Genomic DNA, 23,825 nt, shown 5'->3' with positions numbered 1-23,825 from the left:
CCCCCACGCGCGTGAGCGTCACCGTCCCCCACGCGCGCGTGGCCGCCGCTCGGCTGCTCCTCCCGCTTCCCCCGTTTCCTCCAGAGCTTGCGCTTCTCCGGCTCCGGGGCCGCCGCGGAGCTCTCGCCGTCGCCCGGCCCTGCTTCCTCGCCCGAGGTGGAGCGCTCGGCCGTCGCTGAGCCCTCGGCCGCCGCGGAACCCTCCCGCTCGCCGGACTTTTCCTCCGCTCGGTCACCTGTTACGCGATCACCCTGAGCGGGATCACTTCCAGCGCGGTCGCCCTCTGCGCGGTCCCCCTCCGCACGATCGCCCTCTGCGCGGTCGCCCTTCACGAGAGGTCCGTCCTCGGAAGCGGCCTCCCCGGGGGCGCTGTTCCCGCGCTCGTCGTCGTTGTCCGTGGTGGCGCTGCCCTCCGGGAGATCGACGTGTTCCGTCTGGTCCTGTTCCGTTTGGTTCTGGTCAGTGACGGCAGTCACCGGTCACCTCTCCTTCTGCAGTACGGACAGCGCGGCGATGAGTTCGGCCTGGGGGTCCGGATGGACCTCCAGGCCGTCCAGCGGGGCGAGGCGGCGCTCGCGTTCGCTGTGCATGACCCGGTCCAGATGCTCGCTGAGCAGCCGGCCGGACCGGTCGCGCAGCCGCAGCGCCCCGTGCGCCCCGATCCGCTCGGCGAGCAACTCCCCCGCGGACCGCGCCCGGCGGGCGCCGAGCAGGGCCGTGGCGACGAGGGCGGCGACGATCTCGGGATCCTGGACGACGCCGCGGTCGATGTCGTTCACCTCGTCCTCGGCGTACTCCTCGAGCTCGCGCCGCCAGCGCCGTACCGCCATGCCGATGCGGTGTTCGACGCTCGTCGGTGACGGGTCACGGCTCGTCAGCTCGGGCGCGGTGGCGGCCGGTTCGCGCCGCCAGGCGTCGTCCACACGCTCGTCGGCGGCGGTGACCGCGCACAGCAGGAGGGTGCTCAGGCTCTCCACCAGCGAGTCGAGGAGCTCCCCGGCGGAGCAGTCGAGCGGAAAGGCGCGCCAGCGCTTCAGGGCGTCGCCGGCCAGCACCGCGCCGGCCTGCAACCGGCTCCGCACGCGCGCGTACTCGCTGTCGTACGCCGAGTCGACGGCGGCGGTGAGCCGCAGCGCGGCGGCGTACTGGGAGGCGGCGGCGCCGGCGAGTTCGGGCAGGCGGGCTTTGAGGGAGTTGAGGAACCCGTGGGCCGTACGGGCCATCACGTGCTGGCGTGCCGCCGGGTCGTTGGCGTGATGGACGAGCCAGTTGCGCAGCTGGGCCACCGCCGTTGCCGGGAGCAGGCCGCCGCCCCAGGCCGACTCGGGCAGTTCGGGCACGGTGAAGCGGGGTACGTCACCGAGGCCGGCCTTGGTGAGCAGCGCCCCGTACTGCCGCGACACCTCGGAGACCACCTGGTGGGGAACCCGGTCCAGGACGGTCACGAGGGTGGCGTCGTACTCCTTGGCGGTGCGCAGCAGGTGCCAGGGGACGGCGTCGGCGTAGCGGGCGGCCGTCGTCACCATCACCCAGATGTCGGCCGCGCAGATGAGTTCGGCGGCGAGGGCGCGGTTGTCGGCGAGCAGGGAGTCGATGTCCGGCGCGTCGAGAAGGGCGAGCCCGGGGGGCAGCGTGTCGGCGGTCTCCAGCCGCAGCACGCGCGCGGGATCCTCGCCGGGCAGCATCAGCTCATCGGCCGGATCGTGCTCGGGGACCCACACGCGCGTGAGGTCGGGCAGTACGCGCATCCCGCTGAACCAGTGATGGTCCTCCGGATGGCAGACCAGCACCGGCGTCCGGGTGGTCGGCCGCAGTACGCCCGCCTCGGTCACGCGTCTGCCCACGATGGAGTTGACGAGCGTCGACTTGCCGGCGCCGGTGGATCCGCCCACCACGGCCAGCAAGGGCGCTTCGGGCTGTCGCAGGCGGGGCACCACATAGTCGTCGAGCTGTGCGAGCAGTTCGTCGCGGTTGGCACGCGCGCGTGGGGCCCCCGCCAGGGGCAGCGGGAAGCGTGCGGCGGCGACACAGTCGCGCAGGGCGGAGATTGCGTCGAGCAGCTGAGGCCGTACGTCCAAGGTCACCACATGCGAAGAATGCCCAATTTTAGGGGAATTCTGAAGCATATGAGCATGTCTGCGTGCCGACGGAACACAAGGGACGGAAGGGACGACTGAGACACAGGCATAGTCCAGGCATAACGAGTGCACAACACCCGGGGCGCAAGAGGCCAAAAGCGGTGCACGATTCGTACCTGCCTGCGATTATCAGGACCGCTTCACCGAACCTCCACATCGAGCCACGGAGGCGAAGCAACAGGGGCACGGATGCGGGAGCTCTATCCTTGTCCCCGGCAACGTCAGGGACCAGCCCCCACCCGGGCGCCAGGACCGAGCCCACCACGACCGGCCCCCGTAGCTCAGTGGATAGAGCAGGCGCCTTCTAAGCGCTTGGCCGCAGGTTCGAGTCCTGCCGGGGGCGCCCTCTTTCCGCCCTCCTTCGGGAGGGCATTTTTGCTGTTCAGGGCAGGTTTCGCGAGACACGACGAAGCCCCGGGCACTCCCCCAACGATCAAGGGAGAGCTCCGGGGCTGTCCGGCTGTCACCGGGTTTTTGCGGGTGGCCGTGTCGAATACGTGTCGAAGTTCTCGGCGGGGGATCAGCCAGCGCCGGACAGGTCCGGGAGATCCCCGGCAGCTTCAAGCCGCCTCTTCAGGTCCGGCAGTTGCCCGTCAACGCACCGGGCGTAGGTGGCGAGCAGCACAGGCACGCTGTTCCCGGCCCACTCGGCCACCTGAGCGGGCGGGATTCCGTCGTTGAGCCACTTGGTCAGGCGGGTGTGCCGGTTGTCGTACACGCGCTTCCCGGTCGGCGAGTCGAAGACGTGCGGAGGCAGTACCGCCATGCGAGCACTGCGCCAGGCCCGGCGGATGACCGAGCCCGCGAGAATGCCGCCGTTCTCGCCCTGGAACAACAGATCACCCGGCTTGAGCTCTTCGTCTTCGATGTGCTGCCGCAGGATGCACGTCAGGGCGGGATGCCCCGGCACCGTGCGCGTCTCCCCTTCGGCACGGCCCTTCAGGTCACGCTTCTCGTGGATCTCTCCCGTGTCGGTCCACTGCTTGCCGACTTCCGGCGTCGCGGTGTGAATCATCAGTTCGCACCACTGGTCGTCAGCGTCGACATCGGGCAGGCTCACGTCCCACACCCGCATGGCCACGGCCTCTTCGGGGCGAGGCCCGCAGTAGTACAGCGTGGCGAAGAAGGCGTGCAGTCGCTTGCCACCACGGGGCCGCCGGCGGATCCAGTCGAGGAGCGCCGCCGCCTGGTCCGGGTTCATCAAGCAGCGCTTGTCCACGGCATTGGTCGTCTTGGTCGCCGTCGTCGCCTCCTTGCCCTTGGGAAGGGGGTTGGTCCGCAGGATGCGCCGCCGGATCGCGTACTTCATGACGACGTTGAGGATCCGGCGATGCCGCTTGCGGGACCAGGCCGCCGCCTGCTTGCCGTCGAGTCGGGTGTCGACGGCCTGTAGGACGTCTTCGACCTTCTCGGGGTCCTCCCAGACCGAGACCGGAAGGGTGTTCCGCTCGACCCATCTGAGGATGGTCACCACGTCCCGCGGCGCTTCCGATCGACGGTTCGCGTTGAACGCCCACTCCCGCAGAGCTGTCCGCACGGCCACCGGATCGAACTGGGTGGGCTGCGCGCGGAGCAGAGCGAGAGTGGTTGCCGTGAGCGTCTTGGCGGTGTTCTTACGGCTGTTGCCTCCGAGTTGAGGCCACCGGGCGTCCACGTACTGAACGGCGAACTTGTACCAACTCATCGCGGCCGACTTGGAGCGGTGGGAGACCGGCAGACCAGTCGCCAAGACGAACGCCTCACCCTTGCGGGCGGCTTGGATGAGTTCCGAGCGGAAGCCCTCGGCGAGCGCGACGGTGTCGAAGGGCGCACGCCAGCGCTTGCCCGCAACGACCCAGCGCACGGTGTACGTCGTCTTACGAGCGCCCTTGTACGTGAGGATCTTGTAGACCTTGACGTCGTAGGTCGTCTCCATCAGGCGACGTCCTCCCGGTCATCGAGCCAGTTGTCGAGGTCGGTCCGCCGGATCCTCAGATCACCGTTCGGGAGCTTGATACAGCGAGGTGCACGCCGCTTGGCACGCCAGTCATAGAAGGTCGAACGCGAGATGCTCAGTTCCTCGCAGACCTCAGCGAGAGTAAGCATGCTCCGTGATCGGACGGCCGTGGTCATGTTGTGCTCCCTTCGCTGAGCAGGGCTTCGCGGGCGGTTTCTCGGTTGAGTTGGATGTCGTGGGCGATGGTGGCGGCGAGGGCGGATTCGCCGGGGGTGTGGCCATGGCCTGCGTACTGCCAGTCGGCGAGGACGAGGACAGTGTCCGGTTCGCGGTCGTCGAGGCCGAGGGCGGCGCGTTCCTGTGCGGCGCGGTAGTCGGCGCGTGTCTGTCGGAGGGCGCCGAGGGTGGTGGAGTAGCGGCGGGACTTGGTGGAGAAGTGGCCGCGGAAGCCCAGCATGTGGGCCCAGGCCCACAGCCGTCGGTCCGGGTAGAGCGGGTCGAGGCGCTTGCAGGCTTCGATGAGCCGGCGGGCGTGGTCGGGGACACGGTGGCGGTCGAGGTCGGCAAGTTCGGCGATGCGCCGGTCGAGGGTGCCGGTGTTCTCGGCGGCTTTGGTGGCGTACTTGGCGACGTAGGAGGCCACCTTTTGCTCCGTGATCTCGGAGTCGTCGCCGAAGGCCTTGACGGGGCGGATGTCGAGTTCTCGGCCCCAGCGGAGCGTGCGGGCGGGTTGGTCGCCGGCCGCGGGGAGGCGGAGGCTGGTGTAGGGGTGCCGGCGGGCGGCGCGGATGGCGTCGGTGAGCAGGTCGACGCTCGCCCACGAGGGCGGTGGTGAGTCGGGTCCGTCGGGCCCATCGAGGCGGATGACGGCGTGGAAGTGAATGGCGCCTCGCTCCTGGAATTCGGCGACCTTGCCGTAGGAGAGGCGGCAGGCCTCTTTGAGTTCGCGTTGGGTGAGGCCAGCGCGGGCGGCGATCTCGCGGCGGAGCCGGTTGGTGAAGCGCTGCCAGAGGTCGCCGGAGTGGTTGTTGAACAGCACGGCGCCCGCGTAGTCGTAGACGTCGGGGTCGAGGGGGGTGCCGAGGGTGGGATCGTTCTCGCTGTGGCGATGGCCGCAGCGGCAGCGTCCGTGGTCGGGCCGGTTGTGGACTGGGCCGAACGAGGGGGCGGTGAGGGTGGCGAAAACGCGGGGGTGGTCCCGGACTGCAGCGGGGATGTCACGGCGGTCATCCCCGGCGAGTCCGGCGCGGATGAGGTGGTAGGTGTCGCCCGCGTACGTCCAGGCGCAGGACGGGCAGCGGGTGGCGCGGCGGTTGCCGCAGGCAATGCGCAGCCGGCCACCTGGTTCCCCGTGGGTGGTGTAGCGGTGCAGGGCCTCGCCGGTGGTGGTGTCGACGCGGGTCGTCCAGCCACGGAGGTGGATGGGGTCGGCACAACCGCCGGTGCGGTGAATCTGGTGTTGCCAGCGGTCGAAGTCGGGGGCGGAGGCCACCCTCAGCAGGTCCCCGAGGGTGATCGGGTCGAGGGCGGTCGGGGTGATGGAGTCGGTCATGCGAACACCTCCTGACGGGCGGTCAGGAAGGCGGTGCCGATCCAGCGGGTGTAGACGGGCGGTATCGCCTCGGTCAGTTCTTCGTGGACGTCAGTCCAGGTGATGCCCATGGCGGCTTGCATCTCGGGGATGGTGGCCTTGCCGCCGCCCTTGCCGTAGGCGGCGACGTAGGGTCCGTCACGACGGACGCCGTGGCGGTGCCCTCGGACATAACCGCGGTGACGGGGGTGGGGCGGCTGAGGGGTGGCCCAGCGGCCGAGCTCGAAGTTGCGGTGGCGCAGGACGCCGAGGCCGAACATCTCGCCGCACAGGGTGAGGTCTTTGCGGATCTTCGCACGGCCGTTGGGCTGTTCGATCACGTACGGCAGGCCTGTCCGGTCAAGGAGGGCGCGAGTGGGGGCCACGAGGTCCTCGTGGGTGCCTCCCCAGCCCTGGGAGTGGTTGGTGCCCACGGTGAGGGCGCAGCCGGCCTGGCAGGGCGGGGAGGCATGCACGAGGATGTAGCGCTCGATGTCCCCGGTGTGGATCAGGTGGCCGAGGTAGTCGAGGGCGTCGCCGCGGTGGTAGGCGAAGGGGTAGCGGGGCCGGTTCGCGATGTCGCAGCCGTCGACCGCGTAGCCGGCGAGGTGGTAGCCCCAGCCAGCGCCGCCGGAGCAGCAGAACAGGTCCAGTACGCGCAGGTCAGGCATGGGCGGCCTCCCGCACCTGGGCGAGGAGGGCGGGGGTGGGGGTCCACAGGCCGCGGGCGCCGGGCCAGGACACGGGCCGGACAAGGCGGTGGACATCCGAGAGATGCCAGTGCCACTGCCCAGGCGCGGACCACAGGGTGCACATGCCGTCGTCCTGGTGGCAGTCGTCCAGCCGGGCCCAGCCCAGGACGGCGCCAGCCGGCTGCGGGCGATGCAGGAACGGGCGGGCCATGACCGCGTACTTGGCGGCGGGGTCAATGGCGGCACCGGCGTGAATGAGGAGCCAGCCGCGGTAGTCGGTGGCCCAGCGGCGGTTTTCGATCCGCTTCGTGCCGTAAGCGATGGCGGAGGCCCATGGCTGCCACAGGGTTAGGGCCCGTACCTCGCCAGAGTCGCGGTCCGTCATGCCGCACCTCCGACGGAGACCAGGGCCGCGATGATGAGCAGCGCGCCAGCCATGCACGTCATGTCGACTGCCTGCTTCAGGCGAGTGAACTTGGCGACCGCGATCCGGGACAGGTCGGCGATGTGTTGCGCCCGCCGGTCAGTTGCGAGTTCTGCAGTGATCTGCTCGGCATTCAGCGTGGCCCACAGCGGGAAGCCGACCCGGTGAGGACCGCCCAGATTGGGGCGGACCGAGCTGAGCAGCAGTCCGGCCGCCGCCACGAGCAGCGCCATGCCAAGCGCGCCGACCAGGGTGGCGGCGACGTTCAGCCGTGTGTCCTTGGCAACCGTCCAGCTGCCAGCCAGCATTGCGCCGACGAAAGCGAGCAACAGAGCAGTCTTGTTGTCCGTCCGGGCAATCTCTGCTTTGACGTCCGCAAGCGCGGCCGTGAGGTTCTGCTCTGCAGTCATCACGCAGCCACCTCCACATCCGCGGCAGTCAGGCGAGGGCGGAGGGGCACGGTGCCGATGCCATGGCATGTGGCGCAGTCGACGTGGAGGAGGACGCGGGATCCGTCGCTGTGGCGGGTGCCGGCGGGTACGGCGGCGGTGGCGAAGCCGTCGCAGTTCGGGCAGATCCGTACACGGGTGACGATGGCCTGGTTGGGGCCGGGCATGATGGAGGTTCCTTCCGGATCGTTGGTTCGGAAAGGGACGGCGCCCGGAGCGGACGAAGTTTGGCGACCGAGGCCGCTCCGGGAGCCGGTCAACGTCGGGTGTCGCTGGCGAGAATCGACCGGACGACTACGGCACACACGGCGACCGAAGCACCGGTGATAGCGACCGCGAGCAGCAGCGAGACGAGGACGGCGCCCACGACGAGCACCACGGCGGTGCCGCCACCGACGAGGGCGATTACGGTGCCCGGGGTGAGCTGGATCGTGGGCCGGGCCGGCTCCGGCGCGACGGGAACGGTCGGCGTCCTCTGCGTGCTCGGAACGACGGTGGTCGGCTCAACCGCGGCTGGTAGGGCCGCGTGGCCTGTCGGCGTCGGCATGGTCGGGATCTTCGGGTGGAACATCGATGAACTCCCTTCTATCGAGGGCTACTTGATGAACGGGTCGATGGCCGGGGCGAACAGGCTGCCGGCGAGGATGTAGCCGCCGATCAGCAGGACGATCACGAGCCACAGGGGCGGGCGGAGGGTCTTGACGCCGACCACGGCCAGGCAGGCGATGAAGAACCACAGCGGCACGGACATGGCGAGGTATCCCTTCGGCTACTCGTACTTGCTCTTGATCCGGCAGCGGTGTCCCTTAGCCGCCACGCACACGGCGCCGTAGCTGGTGTACTCCGCCGACCAGCCGCACTGATCGGCGGTGCACGAGGCGATGTAGCCCTTCTCGCCGTTCTTGATCAGAGCGCGGCCGATCTCAACGGGGCCGTAGCGCACGAGACGCTCGAAGAGGAAGAAGCGGTGTCCCATCGATCAATGTCCTTTCTGGTCACGCGAGTTGGGCGGCGATGGCGGCCGCCATAGGGGCGGGGACGCCGAGGCGGGCACGCAGGGCCTCGGGGTCGATCGGACTGCCGGTGCGGGCATGGTGTTCGTCGGCGACCTTGCGAGCGTGGGCGACCAACGCCGGCGGTACCGGCATGGCCGGAGCAGGAGTAGTGGGGGTCGGATCTGCTTCTGCGGTGGGCAAAGCCGGGGTGTCGTCGACCGGAGGAATCGCCGCGGGCTCCGGCTCGGGTGTCGGCTCTGGTGTGCGTTCGGAATCCAGAGCGGAGGGCACAGGCTCCGGTGAGGTGTCCGCGAGGGCGGTGGGCGGTTCGGGGGCATGGGCGAGCAGGGTGCCCCCGAGGAAGGCGAGTGCAGGCCAGCCGGCGACGCCGAGGCGGAGCAGCGCGGGCGGGTGATCCATGTCAAGGAAGCCGGCCGTGGCGACGTTGGCGCCGAGCGAGGCGACCAGGGCGATCAGGAACCAGCACCAGGCAAGCCAGGAGCGATGAGCCCGCAGTCGACGCCAGGCAGCGACCATGAGCAGGTCGACGGAGACGGGGTAGGCCCAGGCCTTCCAGCCGGTCTGGCCGGCGGCTTGGGCGAGGTCGTGCAGGTGGGCGAAGGACAGGGCGCCGGAGATCACGGCTTGAACGAGCACAAGGTGGTACAGGGCGCGGCGCATGGTCTTCACCTCCTTTGCAGGTCGGGTGGGCCAGAGGGCGGGGCGGGGAACGATGTCCGGCCGCCCCGTCCGGGCCGGTTCAGTCGGGGGTGGCTTCGCCGGTGCCCCAGCAGGTCAGGCACAGGCCGGTCTGGCGGTCGTCGGTGATGCGGCCCTTGCGGGTGCCGACCTTGACGGCCTCAGCGATTTCGCCGTTGCCGTCGCAGTCCGGGCACTTGGCGGGCTTGGGCGGCGCCGTCCTGCGGCGGGTGGCGGGCTTCTTCGCGGCGGGCACGGTCACCGCCCCTCGCCCGGGTACTCCGGGCCCTCGTTGGGGTCATAGCCGGGCGGGAACAAGCCGGGCGGAGGCTCAGGCAGCGAAGCCGCCAAGCACGGGCCCACGGAGTCGACGAAGTCCTGATCGGCACCGAACATGTCGGCGTAGAGGGCGAGTTGGCCGAGCATCACCACGGTGCGAGCGAAGTCCTCGCAGTTGGGGCACATGACGGGTGATCTCCTTCTTCGGGCATGGCTCGGGTAAGGACCTGGCGCGAGGCAGTCGCGCCGACCGTGGAACGGGGGGAGGTTCAGGCGGCTTCTGCCACCTGGGGCGCCTCGGCGGCCGCGAGATCCACCAGCGGCCGGAAGCGGGACAGCTCCGGAAGATCCGGGGTCAGGTCGGCGTTCCGGTTGCAGGCGGTGACGGCTTCGCGCATGGAGGTGTAGGCGGAGCGGATGCGCGTCCAGTCGCCGTTGGAGTAGCCCACGACGGCCATGCCGGGGCGGTCGTTGCGGATCTGCGTGGCGGCGAAAACTGCGTGCGGGGAGACGTCACCGAAGGCCATCTTGGAGCTGGATTCGTCGTTGACGCGGTGAGACATACGGCCGGTCAGCTGAGCGCGCAGCATGGTGATGCCATCGCCTAGTTCGGAGCCGAAACGCTGACCGTAGATGTCGACGAAGATGCCGGCGGCGCGTCCTAGCTGAGCCAGCCGGACAAGGGCGACCACGGCCCGTTCCCGGCGCTTCTTCTCCTTCGTGGTGGTGAACAAGGCGAGTTCGGCGATCTCGTCGATAGTGAGCACCACCGGCACAGGGCGCAGGTGCTCCGGCAGGCCCCAGATGTCCGCGGTGATCTCCGCATCCGGGGTGTCCGCGCTGATGCGCTGCTCGCGCCGGATCGTCTGATAGGTCGCCTCCATACGGGCCACCAGGGCTTCGAGGAGGTCAGCGGCATCATCGGGGTTGTCAGCCAGGGCCGAGAACCGGCGAGCCAACGGAGCCAGTTCCACGCCGTTCTTACAGTCGATTCCGACCAACGCCACCCGCTGAGCGGCTAGTTCAGCAATGACACGGCGCTGTGTGACCGACTTGCCCGATCCCGAGGCACCCAGGGTGATGGCGTGCGGAACCTGCTTGTAGTCGCGGTAGTGGACCGAGCCGTCCTCACACAACGCGATCGGAATCCGGAGCTCACCCCGGTCGAGGCGGGCGGGCATCTGCACCCGCCGGAGGACGTCGTAGCCGGTCATGGCGATTTCGACGGTGCCCGGTTTGATCTCGCGGGAGGTGACCTGGTGAACGCCGAAGGCGTGCCGCAGCCGGTCGACCGCAGCCGAGTAGTCGAAGGCATCCTGGCCGGGCTGCATCCGGATGCGCAGCCGCAACCCGGTACGCGTCGGCCTTATCCAGAGCAGCCGAGGAACGCGCTGCCGCGGTGTGTCCCAGTTGAACCAGCGGGCCAAGGTAAGCCGGAGGCGCGAGGCCGGGACCGTGAGGTCACAGGCGTCCATCACGGACGCGTACCGAAAGCGGACCTTGAGCATGGCCAACAGGACGCCGAAGGTCATCCAGTACCAGGCCGGACGCCGCCACCTCAGCAGCAGCGCCAGGCCGAGCAGAACCGCTAACGCAATCAGTAGCAGTTCGGTCATGACGTTCAGCCCTTGCCGTTCGAGCCGGCCGGGGTGAGCTGCTTCGCGGCGACCGCGATCGCTCGATAGGAGATGCCGTGCCCGAAGTCGTTCTCCCACGGGCGGGCCACCAAGCCCGGCAGCTCCACCGGCATGCCGGCCACGAGGTCCGGCTGAATGCCGTCCTCGGCGACCACGATCGTCACCGCGTCCGGACGGCCGTCCATGACCACCGCGACGTTGACGTTGTAGAGCACCTGACCCGACTGCCGATCCGTGGCGACCTCACCAGTCTCGCGGTTCTTGACCTTCTTCTCCGGGGTCTGGATCAGCATGACCGTCATCGCGGACGTGTCGACGGGGATCTGACGCATGATGGAGTCTCCCTTTTGGGACTAGCCCCGGGCTGCGTTGTGATCTTGGCGGATGGCACGCAGTTCGGGGCGGCTTGTTGTAGCGACACCACCGAAGCTACTCGCAGAAAAACTGCGAGTCAACAGAAAAACTGCGACTAGTAGGGGAACTCCGAGTCTGCGAGACTGAGTGCGACAACGAGGAGGAAGAAATGGCCAACTTCGGGCTTTTTGTTCGCTTCACGCTCCGTGACGGTGCTGGCGAAGAGTTCGATGCGCTCATGCGAGAGACGACCGCGGGGATCCGGGCACACGAGCCCGGCACGCTGGTCTATGTGTGCCATGAGGTCGAGGGCGCACCCAATGAGCGGATCTTCTACGAGCTGTACGCCGATCGCGCTGCCTTCGAGGAGCACGAGCGTCAGCCGCACACCCGCCACTTCCTGACCGAGCGCTCCAAGTACGTCGAGAAGACCGAGGTCGACTTCCTCCAGCCGTACGCCGGCAAGTACACCACCGGAGCCGAGAAGTGACGGCTTCTGACACCAAAACGCTCGGCCAAAGGGTGAAGGAGCTGCGCCGCGCCGCAGGCATGTCCCAGAGCGACCTTGCCACCGCGATGGGACGTTCCGAGAGCTGGGTGTCGCAGGTCGAAAGAGGCGTACAGCCCGTCGAGCGGCTATCCGTCCTTCAAGCTCTTGCCGATGCGCTCAACGTGCCCGTGCGCGAACTACGACCGGACGCTGCCCCGACGGAGCAGGCCGAGCCAGAAGCGCCGGCGAAGAGCAACGACCTTGACGGACTACGCGTGGCCCTTACCGGTCACCCTGCGCTGGGCAGCCTCTTCCAGCAGCCCCCGGCCGAACCGATTCCATCGCTTGCGGACTTCCGTCAGCGAGTAGACGAGGCATGGACTCTCGTGCACGCATCGAGCTACGCGGCACTGAGCGATCATCTCGTCAAGTTGCTCCCGAGCATCGAGGCCGCGGTACGCCACGCGCCGGCAGGCGAACTCGCTCAACTCCATGCCCTACGCGCCAAGGCGTACCAGGTCGCCGCAGCAAGCTTCACTAGGCAAGATCAGGCAGATGCGGCGTGGGTCGCAGCTGATCGAGCACTACAAGCAGCCGAACTTGCCGGGCAGCCGTTGGAAGTCGTCGCGAGTCTGTTCCGTATGGCACACGCCTTCATGCGGCAGCAGCACATGGAGCAGGCCGAACAGGCAGCACAATCCGCTGCGACCGTCATGGGTCCGAGGACTGAGGCCCCGGCGTGCCCGCCGGAAGAGCTTTCGCTCTTTGGCGCCATGAACCTCGTTCTGGCAGTGATCAACGCGAGGGAGGGCAACCGAGGGCGGACCCACGAGCACATCGACAGAGCACGTGGGATCGCAGCGCGGCTAGGCGGGGACCGCAACGACTTCGACACGGAGTTCGGGCCGACGAACGTCGAGATCCACGCCGTAAGCACGGCAGTGGAGTTGGGAGACGCGGGGCTTGCCCTAGAGGTGGCCCAGCAGGTTGACGCTTCGGGTCTGTCGCCCGAGCGACAGTCACGTTTCCTGCTTGACGTGGCGCGAGCACACGCGCAGCGGCGACACGTCGGCGAGGCCACAGCCGCACTCCTGGAGGCCGAAGCCCTAGCGCCCGAGCAGATCCACGACCACCACCTGGCTCGTGAAGTCATCCGCGACTTGATCCAACTCTCGGATCCACGCATCCCCGAGTCGCTGCGCGACTTGGCTGAGCGGAGTGCTGTCAACTAGCAACTCCCGCGAGATCTACCGCAGCGTCATGCGCGCCAGTGGGACAAAGAGCTTTGCGTCCTTCATGTGGAGTTCTCCGACTTGCTGGCCTGCCAGCCACCCCCGGCCAGCAAGCGATGGTTCACACACGCAGCCACGCACGCCGATGCCGGGCAACGCCGTAGACGCACTCGACCTGCTCAGCCGTGAGCTTGCCCGAGAGGGGAGCTAGCGCGGACACTTCGCGCTCTTGATAGATCCGCACGGCGTACTGCGTCACGGCACGGTGCAGCGAGGCAACGCCGACGAAAACCAGGACCGGTTCGACCGGAACGGGAAACCCGCAGTGCCGTTCCAGTACCTCTTGGGCATAGGCGGCTTCTGCCTTGCTCGCCGCCGCATACGGGACCGGTTGACCGCCGTTCACTTTGGCCATGGTGTCGCCGACCCAGACCGAAGCGTTTTGGTGGTGCTTGGTGTTGATTGTGAAGACCCCGCCAGGGCCGATCAATAAGTGATCGATGTCCCCACCGTTGGCCTTGGGTACGCCGTGCAGAACTCTCCATCCGCCAGCCGAGAGCCGTTGCAGCTCCCGGCCTACGCGCCGCTCTCCTTCGAGCCCGACATACCAGCTATCCCACTCCGAAGCCCGCCGCAGGGCCCGGGTCCAGAGTCTCCGAGCCGCCGACGGACCCCGAGCGGCGATCGTCTCAAGGACAACCGCACCGGGGCGGTTCTCTGCCAGGTCATCGGCAACGGTCAAGTCCGGCAAAGCCACCGGTCGACCACGCCGGGGCGGGCTGGGCACGGCGGATTGCCGAGGAGGTATCACAGGCGGCGCCCCAGAAGCCACGCGAGGCCGCGGTGCCTCAGAGCGGACGATCACCGAACCCCCAAGGTGCTTACTCAGCAGCGCCACGGCCTCATCCCGGTACTTCGACACCTTGATCGTGACCACCTTCGTCAGCCGGTCCGCCCACGCAACAGCGGTCCCGTCCGGGAGGTTCACGTACAACCGATCCTTGCCATGCCGCTTCCACGGGTTCACCGTGAGATCGCTCATCGGCCCGCTCCCCCAAAGGCGTGTCATCTCTGCACATGGCAGCAGCCGAATATGGGCCCTGCAAGAGCGCCTTGCGATCAGAGCGCCTACTTCAGTCGTCTCAGGGCAGTGCCACCCACGTGTAGAAGGCCACGGTGATGCAGACCGTGAGACTCACGTGCACCACCCAGCGTCCGAGGTCGAGGCCCAAGAAGCGACGGGAGGGCGGACGACTCTGTTGCTCACGCTGGTACAGACGCAGGGCTTGTACGCCAGTGGCGTCAGCCAGACGTGCCTCAAGTTCGGCCACAGCGTCGGCTGCCAGCGCTGCCGACGCTCTCATGCGACTCGCCTCACGGTCAGCTGCGAGTAGACCGATCGCAGCCAGGAGGCCTATCGCACCACCGAGACCGTACAGCTTCGCCTGCAGCACGGCTCCGTAGCCTGCACCCAGAATCGCCAGCCAAAGAGTGACGACTTGAAGCAGAGCCACAGTACGGTTACGGCAGTTCTCGTACCAACGCCATGCGTGATCCAACGCAATGGCAATTGTTTCGCGTTCCCCCTCGCCCACAGGCTCACCATCGCAGAACCGCGACTGCACGTCCACGGCGTGCGGAGCCGGAAGCGCGAATCGCACCCGCAGGTCGCCGCCCTATTCTGCCCCACCGACAGCTGGGCTGTACGGCCCTCGTCTGCAGCCACCGGTCGCCGAGCGCGCGACGTTAGACCGGTTCCGGTGGTCCAGTCCCAGGATCGCTGCGCGAACCTGCAAGAGCACCTTGCGGTCAGAGTTTCCCTACATCATCAAGGCTCGCTGCGCTCGCTGGTCGGCGACCACCAGTTCTCGTCGATCATCGCCAACCCAACCGCCGCACACTCCGCCCAGCCGCATCAACGGCTGCTTACGACCCGCATGTCACCGCCACCACGATCCGGCCTCGGAAGGGGAAAGACGCAACAGCGGTCGGACCTCAACGCCCCGCTACCGGGGCCACCACGCGTCCCTTTCCACCCGGTTGCCTACGAAGTAGGTCGGATCCAACCGAGGGCCGCGCCAAGCGCGGCGGCGCCGGTCGGTCGCCGCCGCGCCGCCTCCATGTCTTCGCCACCGGCGCACGTCGCCGCCCGCCCGTCGCCGCACGCAGCGGCCACATTCCAACACGGGCACGGGGACGAACGGTGATCCCCAACAGTGCAGGTCAAAGACGCTTTGTGTTCCCGAAAGAGGCCGGATCGTGGTGGCGGTGACACGCGGGCCGACGCTGCCAGATGCGCGGGCGTTCATACGGCCCGCTGATCCCGCACCAGGCCACCGGCCGGCGGGCGCGGCCAAGAGTGGGGAAGAACCCCGTCGTGGCTGGGGCGGTCGGCTCCACGACTTTAGCCAGCCACTTTGGCGCGAGCCTCGAAGATCATGGCCCCAACGTCGTGCTTTACCGGGCAGGTCCACAGACTGCCCGACGCGCCGGAAGCTTACGGGGCCATGATCACTCGCGCCAAAGCAGCTCCAGGCCAAAGTCGCTCCGCCGACCTAGTGTCGTCCCGTGCAGCTACCCCCGTCAGACGGCGCGCATGTTCTCACCCAATGGAACACAACGCGCAGGCAGAGTCGTAAAAAGCAGCTCCGCTGCTCGCCCATTCTTACCAAAGCCAGCCACCGTGTAATTCAGATCGACCAACCTCTTCGAGATGTACCAGCTCCTCACCCCAATGGATTCTCTATCCGCCGGGGTAGGTGTCATTCGCGATGCAGCGTACAAGTCAGGATCTTCCAAGAGGCAATCATCGCGATCATAGGAAAGAATCCAACGATACTGAGCCTTTCGACGTAGGTATTCAGCCAAGCGATAGTGCTCTCGCCCCTTCTCCCAGCCCGAGGTATCAATACCTTTTCGCGCCGCAGAATATCCACCGGCAGGGTCGAAAGACCTACTATAAAGCGTCTCCGATTTGGCCAAATAGGGCGGGTCTAGGTACGCCAGAACGCGATTCGGCAATAGGTCTGGATACCATTCAGCGACATCATGAAGCGTGCTCTGCCAGTCCTTACACCACACGTCAACGATTCGGTTCTTCGAGTACAGCTCACCGACGAATCTGATTCTTTGGGCAAGCGCATCCTTGTTGAACCGACAGTCGATTGTGTAGCGACTCTCCTGCTTTCGACCGCCGATAGGGCCGGCTCGACCGTGAAGGATTCCCGAGAATGTCGTTCTATTGAGAAACAAACACTTGACCGCAAGGTCTCGGTCGTCTTCGCCCCGAGGGCGCCAAGATCTCCAATAATCCCAGCGTTCAAGCGTAACCGGCTCTTCATACATTCGATCGATTAGCCACTCTGAGTTAGCAGCAGCGATCTGCCAGAATCGCGCCACCAATGGATCCGCATCCGCCAGGAGTACCCGTTCCACTGCCCCTACGGCCGCAAGGCGAAGCGCTGTCGAGGCACCCCCAGCAAAGGGTTCGACCAGCAGACTTATCTGCCCTATTGACGGCCGAGAAGCCGTTAGAAGACCTTCGATGACTGGCACAAGACCAGACTTTGCCCCTGGATACCGCAGGGGCGATAGGTATCTACTGCGAGCTGCGCTCGGGTTCTCCAGCTCAAGTGGAGTCTCGGTGCGCCGAGGGAATGGACCAATCTGCGCCGGCGCGCTCACCGCGGACAGCGGCAAGGAACCGTCTGCGCTAGGTGTCACGACAGCCGTCATCGGAAGCTCCTCGGTCAGGATCCAGAAGTCCCCAAGCCAAGCTTTTGCCTTGCAGCCAGACGCAAAACGTCCGTTCCCACCCCAATGGGGTAAGCCGCCTTAGAGTGCGCCAGTGACACTGGGACAATGCCATTACGATACATGGACGAGCCTGTACGGTCGATCACATCAAGGATTGCTGGCAGGGTCGGGTAGGCGGAGGGATGCGCTTGCCCCCCGCGGTCGTCATAGGGCGGGCCCTGGCTCGGCAGGACCGTAAAGACCACGGTGCGGCCATCAGTAGACCTATAGATAAATTTTCGACCCCAATAGGTCTCAGCACCATATGCGATAGGGTTATCAGAGTTGGTGATTGCTGAAATCACCTCCGAATCCACCGTCATAAGGTCACCCGCGGCCAGAACATTGTGTCGCGCCAATGTACCAGCGTAATCAACGACTGTACCGGTCTTTTCGATCCCGCAAATAAATGGCGCAAGGCCTGCGGATGCCCCACGCATGGACTGAAAATAACGCAAAGCCTGACTGCGCAGCTTAGCCGGAGGTCCATAAACGGCCATCGGGCCGTCCATAATAAAGAGAGTATTCCGGAAGAGCTGATCGCGGGACTGCTCCCAGAGCAAGGTAGCCAGTCCCACGACGACCAGCAGCTCGACGACTTGCATGAGGCGACCTAGTGGACTCTCATTTGAGCCATCTTCTACGACCTCTTCGTGAATACGTAGAACGTCTGTCGGGAACAAGCGCGTCTTGCAGCCCGGACAGTCCGCTCCGGAATTACTCACCGCAATATCTCGTTCACCGCAGGTGGGTTCAGGGCAGTTCACATCCAAAGATGTGGCAGGCTTGCCAGGTTGACCATGAAGAAGGAACAGGAGGCTCATCAAGCTTTGATTCATCCTGTTGACTTCAATTTTCTTAGTACGGAAGAGGCTGTCCAGGCTTTCTCGCCAAGAGTCCTTGATTGAAACACCCCGGCGCACGTAGGCACCAGCGACTGGCAGGTCGTAGGAGATCAGCGCAGAGTTGACCGCCTGCCCCAAGGCGACCGGATCAACGAAACGCTCCTGCCTCTGTTTCTCCATGGCGGTGATGTCCAGCCAAACGGCCGCCGACTGCGCATATCCATATCGGACGGAAGGCAGGCCGTCGCGAACGGGGACGACCATCAGGGAGCCGTCCACAGCGATAGCGCTGCTGATCCGGCCACCACTCTCCGCTTGCGCGGCATCATGGGTGATCTTCGGCTCAAGCCAAGATGTGTCGCTTAAATGCTCTGCTGGTACGTAGAAATCTGACTTCTCGGCCATGGCCCTAACGATGGCGTTCGTATGACCAAGACGAGATGCCCGCTCAAACCCACCTGATACGGTCTCATACGGCACTGTGCTCTCCTTCCTCAAGGAGGGGAGGATCGCCGGCCGCTGCACGACCCTCATTGACCAGGGCGCGACCGTACTTGTCAATATGAACTGGGATGATGAACGGCGAAGACATAGTCTTCAGCCGCACATAGCCCTTGTCCTCGTGACTAATAATCGAGTCACTGAACGCCTTGAAGTCATAAAACCTGGCCAGCTCATTTACTTCTCGCGTGTTGTTTAGGTGAGCCACGACCCAATTCTTCGTGTTGGCCAGCACCTGGTGAGCTACGCCTGTGACTTCCTGCGTGGCATAGATCATGCCAATCTTCAACTTACTAGCCTCTTTGGCCAGGCGTACCCAGACATCGAGATCGTCCTTGTACTTGGCGCTAGAGAATAGATTATGAGCTTCTTCAATAACCACCTGAATTTGCGGCGGGGCGTCACCAGACGTGAAGACTTCCGTCTGCTTCTGCATCACGTACGAGGCAAGACTTTCCGAAAGCTTCCGTACAACGCTATCGGGACCGAGGTGCAGATCGACAATAACAACCCGACCGGCAACTAGCTCCCCGTAAACCTCGCTCCTGTAATCAGAGCGCGACGATGGAGTGTGAAACGACTGAAGGGGCTTCAGTTTGGTGTACCCAGACACCTGCCGCCCTTGGTTCTCCTGAGTGTAGATAGGCAACGCCGAGCGCCATGCGTCACCTTCAACGATGGACTTCAGACCTTCGGCCGCTTTGCCACCAAGGTCATTGGCCTCAGCACGCTCGATTAGCCAGTCCAACACGGTTGTGAGAGATGTACGCTCAACCCCAACTTGACGACCTGACTTAGCCCGAACCACATGCCCCGTGCCGAGCTGGTTCTCAAGCTCGTCAACCAATTCCTTGCGCATGGTGACCCATGCTCGCCAGGGCCATTTACCTTCGGGCTCTTTCATAGGGACAGGAAAGTCAGCCTTACTCAGAGCCCCATAGAGGACCAGGCGCCCTCGTGTGGCGTGCGCCTTTCGTTTGACCGCTTCGTCCGATGTTTCGCCCGCAATCGGGTTTCCTTCAAAGTCTGCCTGCACAAAGGCGCGCACATAGTCTGCTGCTGCATCGACCAAAGCCGAAGAGATAACTCCCTTTACGGCATCCACCTGGGCTGGATCAAAGAAGTTGAACCCCAGCGGACGAACGTTCGACTTGTCTCCCGCAGCGCCGAATTTATAGATGATGACGTGTCGCTCGCCGAGTGCGGCGAGATGCGTACCATCCTGAGTATTCGGGTTGGCGTACTCCCCTTGCGGGTCGAAGATCAGTTGCCCGATCGGAGAATTCCCCTGAGACCTGCGGTTCTCCGATACCGCGAATACCCTGGAGACCACAGTCTTCATTGTGTTCGACTTACCCATTCTGGTCATGCCGAACATACCGGTCTTATTTCCAATAAAGTCATAGACATTGACAAATACCGGCGCATCATCCTGCCCGGATGCCATGGCACGTCGACGCGTGGAGGAATATCGAACAGCTCCGATACGGACATTTTCAATCTTCTCATCGCCGCCGGGCTTAATGTAGGAGGCAATGGCACTCAGTCCGGGACCTACGGGCTTATAGACTCGGTACGTGGCAGTTGCGTAGAAGTTGTCTACGTCGTGACCGAAATCAAGAACAAGCTTTCCATCCTTGGTCTGCTCATAGAAGGTGCCAATGATGCGGCAGTCCAGGCCGGTGAAGGAGATGCGATTCCGCGTGAATGGATCAATATCCAGGTCCAGTACGACCGACGGGGATGGGCTTTCATGCCTGGACAGTGCGTCACGCAGGGCTTCTTCGCGGACTCCAAGAAGATCCCGTTCCAGTGACAATGGAGCAGTACCTTCTACGCGCAACAACAGTACTTCGTCGTCGTCACCGCCGCCTGTACCAATCTCGCGCGCGGTGGCAAGCAAGAAAGAGAACTGTGGAATTCCCCCGGTCTCGGCCTTCCACCGGTCATGCGTAATGACAATGGCCCGGTCAAAGTCCAGAGCCTGAATAGCTCCGACACGGACCGCTCGATCGTCCGCCAGCAAGACGCTCTCCATCAGCGTGCCGGCTCCCACGTGCGGGATGAGGTCAACCATGATTCCGCCCCCCGAGGCGTCTGCAGTGCTTACAGTCCGTGAGCCTAGTGGCACAGGCTGGTCCACGACAGCCGTTCAACCGAAAGTGCGATCTTGGGCGAAGCCGTACAACCTAACGAGGGATGAGACCATCTGACGCTTAGTCATGCAACATGCGAGGTCACGTACGCTTCGGGCCGTCAGGAAGCATCGGCGGCCCCCACCCCTTCGTCAGGTGGGAGCCGCCATGATTGGCCTGGAGTGAGTGTCAGTCGCCACTCTCGTCTGAAGGGGCGTCGCCGGCCGAGGACTGCAACCCTGCATGATGCCGCAAGAACCTTGAGTCGACGTCGATCTCCCCCACCAGACGCCAAGCCCGCTTCTCATAGGTGAGATCGCCGGATACTGTGAATGGAATTTTCTGGCGATAGGCAACGATGGCCCAGTCGTGGTCTTCCCCAGAAACCGTGAGATGAACTGAGCGCTGTTTCCCATTCACTTCGGTAGCGAGGGTGACGGAGGCGGTTTCAACCTCGTCGTCGGACGAATCGTCGCGACTCAGTCCCTTCACTATCCCGACGAGAGTCTCACGCCGTGGGGGCTCCTCTTGCCTCACCAAGCGCTCCCGCACCCGGGGAAGTTCACCCATGACATCTCGGTCTAGGACGATGGTAGCCAAACCGACGTCCGGACGAGGCTCCGCGGCAGCCCATTCGAATGATAGATCCACCTGCCGCAACTGGACGGGCTGGGCCATATCTTCCAGTGACTCCACCAGTCCAGCACTTAGGCCTGAACGTCCCGGCTCTTCAAGGACTCGTTCATCCCACTGCCGCGTCAGGCGCTCTGCAGTCTCCAGTCCCCGGGCAAGAGTTTCCATTACCTTACGCGGAAACGGTGTAATTGGGTCAACTTGGTCTGTATCCACCGGAGGCGGGTCCCCCAGACGCGTGACGATGGTGAAGACGAAACTGCCGCGCTTCGTATGACCCAGTCGAACGTCGTCTTCCAGGAATTCCGTTACCCCAGCAGGACGCCGCCCGCGGTGCGAGTGAGTCGGGTCAGCTGCTGTTGTGGCAGCAGCCCGGACCATCTTGTATAGCGACTGAAGAGTTTTTTCTGCCTGCTGGAAAGGGATCGTCCCGTCAAGCATCGCTTGGTCCAGACGCACGAAGAACAGATCCGCGCGGGTTGCCAAGACCCTCTCGTACAGCTCGACCGCGTCCATGGAATGGATGTGGCCAAGCGACACAAGCGTGTCCTCGAAGCGCTGGTGAAAGTCGGCAAAGTCCTGCGCCAAGGGAAGCATGATCCGTCCCTCGACATGGCCATTAGGCCCGGGCAGCCTCCAGATCTCACGCACGTGGTCCTGCCGCGCCTCCAGCTCCCAATCATGCGCGGCAAGGAACTGCGAGACTGCTGGTGGGCTCAGCGTGGCTGCTGCTTCACGGTAGTCGCCGAGGGCTGAGGGACTCACCTGTGGCCTCCCTCGTCGTCGCCGATGGTCCTCATGATGGCGAGAAGTTGCCCACCATCAAAGAGGTTCGCACGGGGCAAATGTACCGTTTTTGTGAGCTGTGTTCCGTTGTCAGCCTCAAACTCTGAAGCGGCCTGCCAGTACATACGGCTCTCGGTGATGAGGCGATCTTCATCCACCGATAGCCACTTGTCCACGTCTTCGGGAAGCAGGAGCACGCCTAGGTAGGCAGGTATGTAGCGCCGTGGACGGATGAGCTTCCTGTACGGCTTCGTCTTCATAGGCCAAGCCATGTGGGTCTCGGTGAGGTACTGCTGCTGCGTAGTGCACTTCAGCTGAAGATCGAACTCGGCGCCCCAGAAGCGCTTGTAGTCAGCCGACGAGGTGATGGTGATGTCCACGCCCTCGTAGTCCGTCTCGTGCGTTTTGACCGCGCACCCTGCCGCGTAGGCGACCATGCGGGTGAATGCCAGACTGAAGTGCTCTTGCCTTGCTGTCATGGGCAGTTGACCATCTACCAGATCACGGTCATCGCTGGGCCGCACGTCGTCGTCTTCGTCGCCCGAAGCCATGAGCACCCCCCCTGCTGCCGAAGTCGCGAAGTTACTCGATCACTCGCCAGCTACAGAAGGCCTTGGCGTATCTGTCATCAAAACGAGCCGAGCTCCTCGGCCTGGAGCCCGTCGCGCTTCAAGCACAGGTAGGCGGAACCATGGATGGCCGGAGCGCCGGCAACCCTGCGGTGAGCCCGAAGCCATCCGCAGTCAAGGGTGTGGACTATCCGTGGACGGACTGCACTCGATCGGGAGCTTGCAGCGCCATGACCAGGCACGATATCGGAGTCTCAAGCGCCCTCCGGAGCCGTATGCACGTCGCCGCGCGGCTCTATGGCAACAATGTCACGACGCGGGTTCCCTCTGGAGCCGAGCGGAGCAGGGCTTGTCGATCGGTGTCGGTGGGAACGAAGATGACCATCCGCGTCAAGAGCTTCCAGTCGACCTTGGAGGGGTCAGGATGGATGACTCCGTATGGTCGTCCGTCGACGCAGACTGGCACGCCACACGCCCAGTTCCACGCGAACCATTGAGGCTTGAAGGATGGTTCCTTTCCTGTCTCGGCGCGTATCCAATCGGCAACCGCGGAGTGCAGGGCCCGCTGTGTGCCCTCCGGGAGCATCTCCTGCCACTCTTGAACCAAAACGCGGTTGACGTCAGGCCACTTGCGGGCACGCCGTTCCAAGTTCTCCCGCGCCTGTCGTTGCTGACTCTCCCGTTCAACTTCGCCGAATCGTGCCGCGACGGCGATGTGATCCGGCGAGCTCCACACCGCAGACCAGGAGCCGTCGCTCAAATAGATGTGCTCCGTGGGTTGATGAACGATCACGCAGCCCTCAAGGGCCTGTCTCACGAACGCCGGCAGCGTGATTTCTAGGCGGCTCCACAGGCCATGCTCCCCCAAAGGGCATTGCCAGGGCTTCTCGTGCGCATAGCACTCTTCGATCTCGAAGAACGCGAGTCCTGCAGTGATCTGCCAATCAAGATCATCCGTAGGCGGAGGAGTGACCACTATCGAGGGGACGGCACCGTGCCAAGACCGCAGGCGCGTGGACACCCAGCAAACGCCGACGCCGTCGGCAGCAAGACGCTGAGTGCGCTCGTGGATCTCCTGGAGGGTGATTGCAGATAGCTGCACCTCCCAGGCCATCCGGACAGCACCATCCGGGGAGGACGACAGCACATCGGCACGCCAATGGCCACCTGGACCGCGCACCTCTAACTGTGCCTGGTGTCCTGCCGCGCGGATGGCAGTGGCCAACTCCAGCTTCAGCAGGTGATGTTCTACGGACTCCCCCGCCATTGCGCAGTTGGGCCCGCTTGGGTCGTGTGCGAAGTATCGCGTACCCCGCGGCGAGACCTTGGCATGTACGCGGTGTGCACACTCGGGACAGGCCAGATCAACCCGCGGCCGCACGCGGTGCACTGCTTCCCAAGACCACGCACACCCAAGATCTGTCAGCGTCGCATCCAGCAAGCCCCGCACTGCATGCCGTGCAGTCAAGGACAAGTTGTACCCCCTTACTTCGCCACACGATGGGCAGTGAGTGCTCACAGCGTGTCCGCTCTCGAGCACGACGCCGACGGCAGAATAGGTCGACTTGAGCAGTCATACGTGAGTACATCGGGGAGATCCAGGGGCCGGCACCTTCCGACGCAATGCTGGCCCCCTGCCTGGCCGCCACATCGCCCGCCAGTCCGC

General features: G+C 64.8%; 26 protein-coding genes and 1 tRNA gene. 3 read left to right on the top strand and 24 right to left on the bottom strand.

What is annotated here, in order from left to right:
* Positions 1-479: 479 nt before the first annotated feature.
* Positions 480-2,087, bottom strand: a complete 1,608-nt coding sequence (locus IF78_RS0113350; RefSeq protein WP_031476715.1) for a dynamin family protein — start codon at positions 2,085-2,087, stop codon at positions 480-482.
* Between the two features lie 321 nt (positions 2,088-2,408).
* On the opposite strand from IF78_RS0113350, the gene IF78_RS0113345 reads away from it, so the two are divergent.
* Positions 2,409-2,481: transfer RNA gene (locus tag IF78_RS0113345), tRNA-Arg, on the top strand.
* A 177-nt stretch (positions 2,482-2,658) separates the two neighbouring features.
* Here the strand turns inward: IF78_RS0113345 and IF78_RS0113340 are convergent.
* The 15 genes from IF78_RS0113340 to IF78_RS0113270 all read right to left on the bottom strand — a co-directional run bounded on the left by IF78_RS0113340 (position 2,659) and on the right by IF78_RS0113270 (position 11,151).
* Positions 2,659-4,053: a tyrosine-type recombinase/integrase gene (locus IF78_RS0113340; protein WP_031476713.1), complete on the bottom strand. Its 1,395-nt coding sequence runs from the start codon at positions 4,051-4,053 to the stop codon at positions 2,659-2,661.
* The gene (locus tag IF78_RS0113335; protein WP_031476711.1) at positions 4,053-4,250 is read right to left on the bottom strand and encodes a helix-turn-helix transcriptional regulator; all 198 of its coding nucleotides are present in this window, start codon (positions 4,248-4,250) and stop codon (positions 4,053-4,055) included. The genes IF78_RS0113340 and IF78_RS0113335 overlap by 1 nt, the downstream gene beginning before the upstream one ends.
* Entirely contained in the window at positions 4,247-5,626 is a 1,380-nt protein-coding gene (repSA, locus tag IF78_RS0113330; RefSeq protein ID WP_031476709.1) for a replication initiator protein RepSA, read from the bottom strand. The genes IF78_RS0113335 and repSA overlap by 4 nt, the downstream gene beginning before the upstream one ends.
* Positions 5,623-6,315 (bottom strand): DNA cytosine methyltransferase, encoded by a 693-nt coding sequence (locus IF78_RS0113325; RefSeq protein WP_031476707.1) that lies wholly within the window; start codon positions 6,313-6,315, stop codon positions 5,623-5,625. The genes repSA and IF78_RS0113325 overlap by 4 nt, the downstream gene beginning before the upstream one ends.
* Entirely contained in the window at positions 6,308-6,721 is a 414-nt protein-coding gene (locus tag IF78_RS0113320; RefSeq protein ID WP_031476705.1) for an ASCH domain-containing protein, read from the bottom strand. Before IF78_RS0113320 ends, IF78_RS0113325 begins: the two co-directional genes overlap by 8 nt.
* Positions 6,718-7,170 carry a Pycsar system effector family protein gene (locus IF78_RS0113315; RefSeq protein WP_031476704.1) on the bottom strand — a complete coding sequence of 151 codons (453 nt, stop codon included), beginning with the start codon at positions 7,168-7,170 and terminating at the stop codon, positions 6,718-6,720. The genes IF78_RS0113320 and IF78_RS0113315 overlap by 4 nt, the downstream gene beginning before the upstream one ends.
* Complete coding sequence (locus IF78_RS0113310; RefSeq protein WP_031476702.1) at positions 7,170-7,376, bottom strand: hypothetical protein; 207 nt, start codon at positions 7,374-7,376, stop codon at positions 7,170-7,172. Before IF78_RS0113310 ends, IF78_RS0113315 begins: the two co-directional genes overlap by 1 nt.
* A gap of 89 nt (positions 7,377-7,465) precedes the next feature.
* Entirely contained in the window at positions 7,466-7,780 is a 315-nt protein-coding gene (locus IF78_RS0113305; protein ID WP_031476700.1) for a hypothetical protein, read from the bottom strand.
* Positions 7,781-7,804: 24 nt separating this feature from the next.
* Positions 7,805-7,960: a hypothetical protein gene (locus IF78_RS48870; protein WP_167348314.1), complete on the bottom strand. Its 156-nt coding sequence runs from the start codon at positions 7,958-7,960 to the stop codon at positions 7,805-7,807.
* 18 nt (positions 7,961-7,978) lie between these two features.
* Positions 7,979-8,185 (bottom strand): mobile element transfer protein, encoded by a 207-nt coding sequence (locus IF78_RS0113295; protein WP_031476698.1) that lies wholly within the window; start codon positions 8,183-8,185, stop codon positions 7,979-7,981.
* 19 nt (positions 8,186-8,204) lie between these two features.
* Complete coding sequence (locus IF78_RS0113290) at positions 8,205-8,885, bottom strand: DUF2637 domain-containing protein (RefSeq protein ID WP_031476696.1); 681 nt, start codon at positions 8,883-8,885, stop codon at positions 8,205-8,207.
* A 79-nt stretch (positions 8,886-8,964) separates the two neighbouring features.
* Positions 8,965-9,159, bottom strand: a complete 195-nt coding sequence (locus IF78_RS0113285; protein ID WP_031476694.1) for a hypothetical protein — start codon at positions 9,157-9,159, stop codon at positions 8,965-8,967.
* A 2-nt stretch (positions 9,160-9,161) separates the two neighbouring features.
* On the bottom strand, positions 9,162-9,368 hold the full coding sequence (locus tag IF78_RS0113280; RefSeq protein WP_031476693.1) for a hypothetical protein: 207 nt from the start codon (positions 9,366-9,368) through the stop codon (positions 9,162-9,164).
* Positions 9,369-9,451: 83 nt separating this feature from the next.
* On the bottom strand, positions 9,452-10,798 hold the full coding sequence (locus IF78_RS0113275) for an FtsK/SpoIIIE domain-containing protein (protein WP_031476691.1): 1,347 nt from the start codon (positions 10,796-10,798) through the stop codon (positions 9,452-9,454).
* A gap of 5 nt (positions 10,799-10,803) precedes the next feature.
* The gene (locus IF78_RS0113270; RefSeq protein WP_031476689.1) at positions 10,804-11,151 is read right to left on the bottom strand and encodes an SCO3933 family regulatory protein; all 348 of its coding nucleotides are present in this window, start codon (positions 11,149-11,151) and stop codon (positions 10,804-10,806) included.
* Positions 11,152-11,342: 191 nt separating this feature from the next.
* Between IF78_RS0113270 and IF78_RS0113265 the strand changes: the two genes are divergently transcribed.
* Together IF78_RS0113265 and IF78_RS46045 are read left to right on the top strand one after the other, a co-directional pair.
* Positions 11,343-11,663, top strand: a complete 321-nt coding sequence (locus tag IF78_RS0113265) for a putative quinol monooxygenase (RefSeq protein ID WP_031476687.1) — start codon at positions 11,343-11,345, stop codon at positions 11,661-11,663.
* Positions 11,660-12,895 carry a helix-turn-helix domain-containing protein gene (locus IF78_RS46045; protein ID WP_031476686.1) on the top strand — a complete coding sequence of 412 codons (1,236 nt, stop codon included), beginning with the start codon at positions 11,660-11,662 and terminating at the stop codon, positions 12,893-12,895. The genes IF78_RS0113265 and IF78_RS46045 overlap by 4 nt, the downstream gene beginning before the upstream one ends.
* A gap of 121 nt (positions 12,896-13,016) precedes the next feature.
* On the opposite strand, the gene IF78_RS0113255 is transcribed toward IF78_RS46045, so the two are convergent.
* From IF78_RS0113255 to IF78_RS47610, 8 genes are all read right to left on the bottom strand, one after another.
* Positions 13,017-13,937 carry a nuclease-related domain-containing protein gene (locus IF78_RS0113255; protein WP_037640382.1) on the bottom strand — a complete coding sequence of 307 codons (921 nt, stop codon included), beginning with the start codon at positions 13,935-13,937 and terminating at the stop codon, positions 13,017-13,019.
* A gap of 100 nt (positions 13,938-14,037) precedes the next feature.
* Positions 14,038-14,520: a hypothetical protein gene (locus IF78_RS48385; protein ID WP_158751364.1), complete on the bottom strand. Its 483-nt coding sequence runs from the start codon at positions 14,518-14,520 to the stop codon at positions 14,038-14,040.
* Positions 14,521-15,478: 958 nt separating this feature from the next.
* The gene (locus tag IF78_RS50855) at positions 15,479-16,630 is read right to left on the bottom strand and encodes a DNA adenine methylase (RefSeq protein WP_078662426.1); all 1,152 of its coding nucleotides are present in this window, start codon (positions 16,628-16,630) and stop codon (positions 15,479-15,481) included.
* Positions 16,631-16,644: 14 nt separating this feature from the next.
* Positions 16,645-17,940 (bottom strand): hypothetical protein, encoded by a 1,296-nt coding sequence (locus tag IF78_RS48380; protein WP_158751360.1) that lies wholly within the window; start codon positions 17,938-17,940, stop codon positions 16,645-16,647.
* A 64-nt stretch (positions 17,941-18,004) separates the two neighbouring features.
* On the bottom strand, positions 18,005-20,113 hold the full coding sequence (locus IF78_RS46035) for a helicase HerA domain-containing protein (RefSeq protein ID WP_078662425.1): 2,109 nt from the start codon (positions 20,111-20,113) through the stop codon (positions 18,005-18,007).
* Positions 20,114-20,360: 247 nt separating this feature from the next.
* On the bottom strand, positions 20,361-21,569 hold the full coding sequence (locus IF78_RS0113240) for a hypothetical protein (protein WP_051827800.1): 1,209 nt from the start codon (positions 21,567-21,569) through the stop codon (positions 20,361-20,363).
* Positions 21,566-22,141 carry a DUF4365 domain-containing protein gene (locus IF78_RS0113235; protein ID WP_031476677.1) on the bottom strand — a complete coding sequence of 192 codons (576 nt, stop codon included), beginning with the start codon at positions 22,139-22,141 and terminating at the stop codon, positions 21,566-21,568. The genes IF78_RS0113240 and IF78_RS0113235 overlap by 4 nt, the downstream gene beginning before the upstream one ends.
* A gap of 313 nt (positions 22,142-22,454) precedes the next feature.
* Positions 22,455-23,426 (bottom strand): competence protein CoiA family protein, encoded by a 972-nt coding sequence (locus IF78_RS47610; protein WP_438947149.1) that lies wholly within the window; start codon positions 23,424-23,426, stop codon positions 22,455-22,457.
* Positions 23,427-23,825 lie beyond the last annotated feature (399 nt).

This window comes from Streptomyces bicolor, from assembly GCF_000719285.1.
Classification (GTDB): Bacteria; Actinomycetota; Actinomycetes; order Streptomycetales; family Streptomycetaceae; genus Streptomyces; species Streptomyces bicolor.
This window is presented reverse-complemented; position numbering and strand designations above follow the sequence as displayed.

Excerpts from the sequence above, each read along its gene's own strand:
- IF78_RS0113265 (WP_031476687.1), top strand. The coding sequence starts at position 11,343 with ATGGCCAACTTCGGGCTTTTTGTTCGCTTCACGCTCCGTGACGGTGCT.
- repSA (WP_031476709.1), bottom strand. The coding sequence starts at position 5,626 with ATGACCGACTCCATCACCCCGACCGCCCTCGACCCGATCACCCTCGGG.
- IF78_RS0113325 (WP_031476707.1), bottom strand. The coding sequence starts at position 6,315 with ATGCCTGACCTGCGCGTACTGGACCTGTTCTGCTGCTCCGGCGGCGCT.
- IF78_RS0113340 (WP_031476713.1), bottom strand. The coding sequence starts at position 4,053 with ATGGAGACGACCTACGACGTCAAGGTCTACAAGATCCTCACGTACAAG.
- IF78_RS47610 (WP_438947149.1), bottom strand. The coding sequence starts at position 23,426 with ATGGCGGGGGAGTCCGTAGAACATCACCTGCTGAAGCTGGAGTTGGCC.
- IF78_RS0113320 (WP_031476705.1), bottom strand. The coding sequence starts at position 6,721 with ATGACGGACCGCGACTCTGGCGAGGTACGGGCCCTAACCCTGTGGCAG.
- IF78_RS0113305 (WP_031476700.1), bottom strand. The coding sequence starts at position 7,780 with ATGTTCCACCCGAAGATCCCGACCATGCCGACGCCGACAGGCCACGCG.
- IF78_RS0113270 (WP_031476689.1), bottom strand. The coding sequence starts at position 11,151 with ATGCGTCAGATCCCCGTCGACACGTCCGCGATGACGGTCATGCTGATC.
- IF78_RS0113315 (WP_031476704.1), bottom strand. The coding sequence starts at position 7,170 with ATGACTGCAGAGCAGAACCTCACGGCCGCGCTTGCGGACGTCAAAGCA.
- IF78_RS0113255 (WP_037640382.1), bottom strand. The coding sequence starts at position 13,937 with ATGAGCGATCTCACGGTGAACCCGTGGAAGCGGCATGGCAAGGATCGG.
- IF78_RS0113290 (WP_031476696.1), bottom strand. The coding sequence starts at position 8,885 with ATGCGCCGCGCCCTGTACCACCTTGTGCTCGTTCAAGCCGTGATCTCC.
- IF78_RS0113275 (WP_031476691.1), bottom strand. The coding sequence starts at position 10,798 with ATGACCGAACTGCTACTGATTGCGTTAGCGGTTCTGCTCGGCCTGGCG.
- IF78_RS0113310 (WP_031476702.1), bottom strand. The coding sequence starts at position 7,376 with ATGCCCGGCCCCAACCAGGCCATCGTCACCCGTGTACGGATCTGCCCG.
- IF78_RS48380 (WP_158751360.1), bottom strand. The coding sequence starts at position 17,940 with ATGGCCGAGAAGTCAGATTTCTACGTACCAGCAGAGCATTTAAGCGAC.
- IF78_RS50855 (WP_078662426.1), bottom strand. The coding sequence starts at position 16,630 with ATGACGGCTGTCGTGACACCTAGCGCAGACGGTTCCTTGCCGCTGTCC.
- IF78_RS0113335 (WP_031476711.1), bottom strand. The coding sequence starts at position 4,250 with ATGACCACGGCCGTCCGATCACGGAGCATGCTTACTCTCGCTGAGGTC.
- IF78_RS0113280 (WP_031476693.1), bottom strand. The coding sequence starts at position 9,368 with ATGTGCCCCAACTGCGAGGACTTCGCTCGCACCGTGGTGATGCTCGGC.
- IF78_RS0113235 (WP_031476677.1), bottom strand. The coding sequence starts at position 22,141 with ATGGCTTCGGGCGACGAAGACGACGACGTGCGGCCCAGCGATGACCGT.
- IF78_RS48870 (WP_167348314.1), bottom strand. The coding sequence starts at position 7,960 with ATGTCCGTGCCGCTGTGGTTCTTCATCGCCTGCCTGGCCGTGGTCGGC.
- IF78_RS0113295 (WP_031476698.1), bottom strand. The coding sequence starts at position 8,185 with ATGGGACACCGCTTCTTCCTCTTCGAGCGTCTCGTGCGCTACGGCCCC.
- IF78_RS46035 (WP_078662425.1), bottom strand. The coding sequence starts at position 20,113 with ATGGTTGACCTCATCCCGCACGTGGGAGCCGGCACGCTGATGGAGAGC.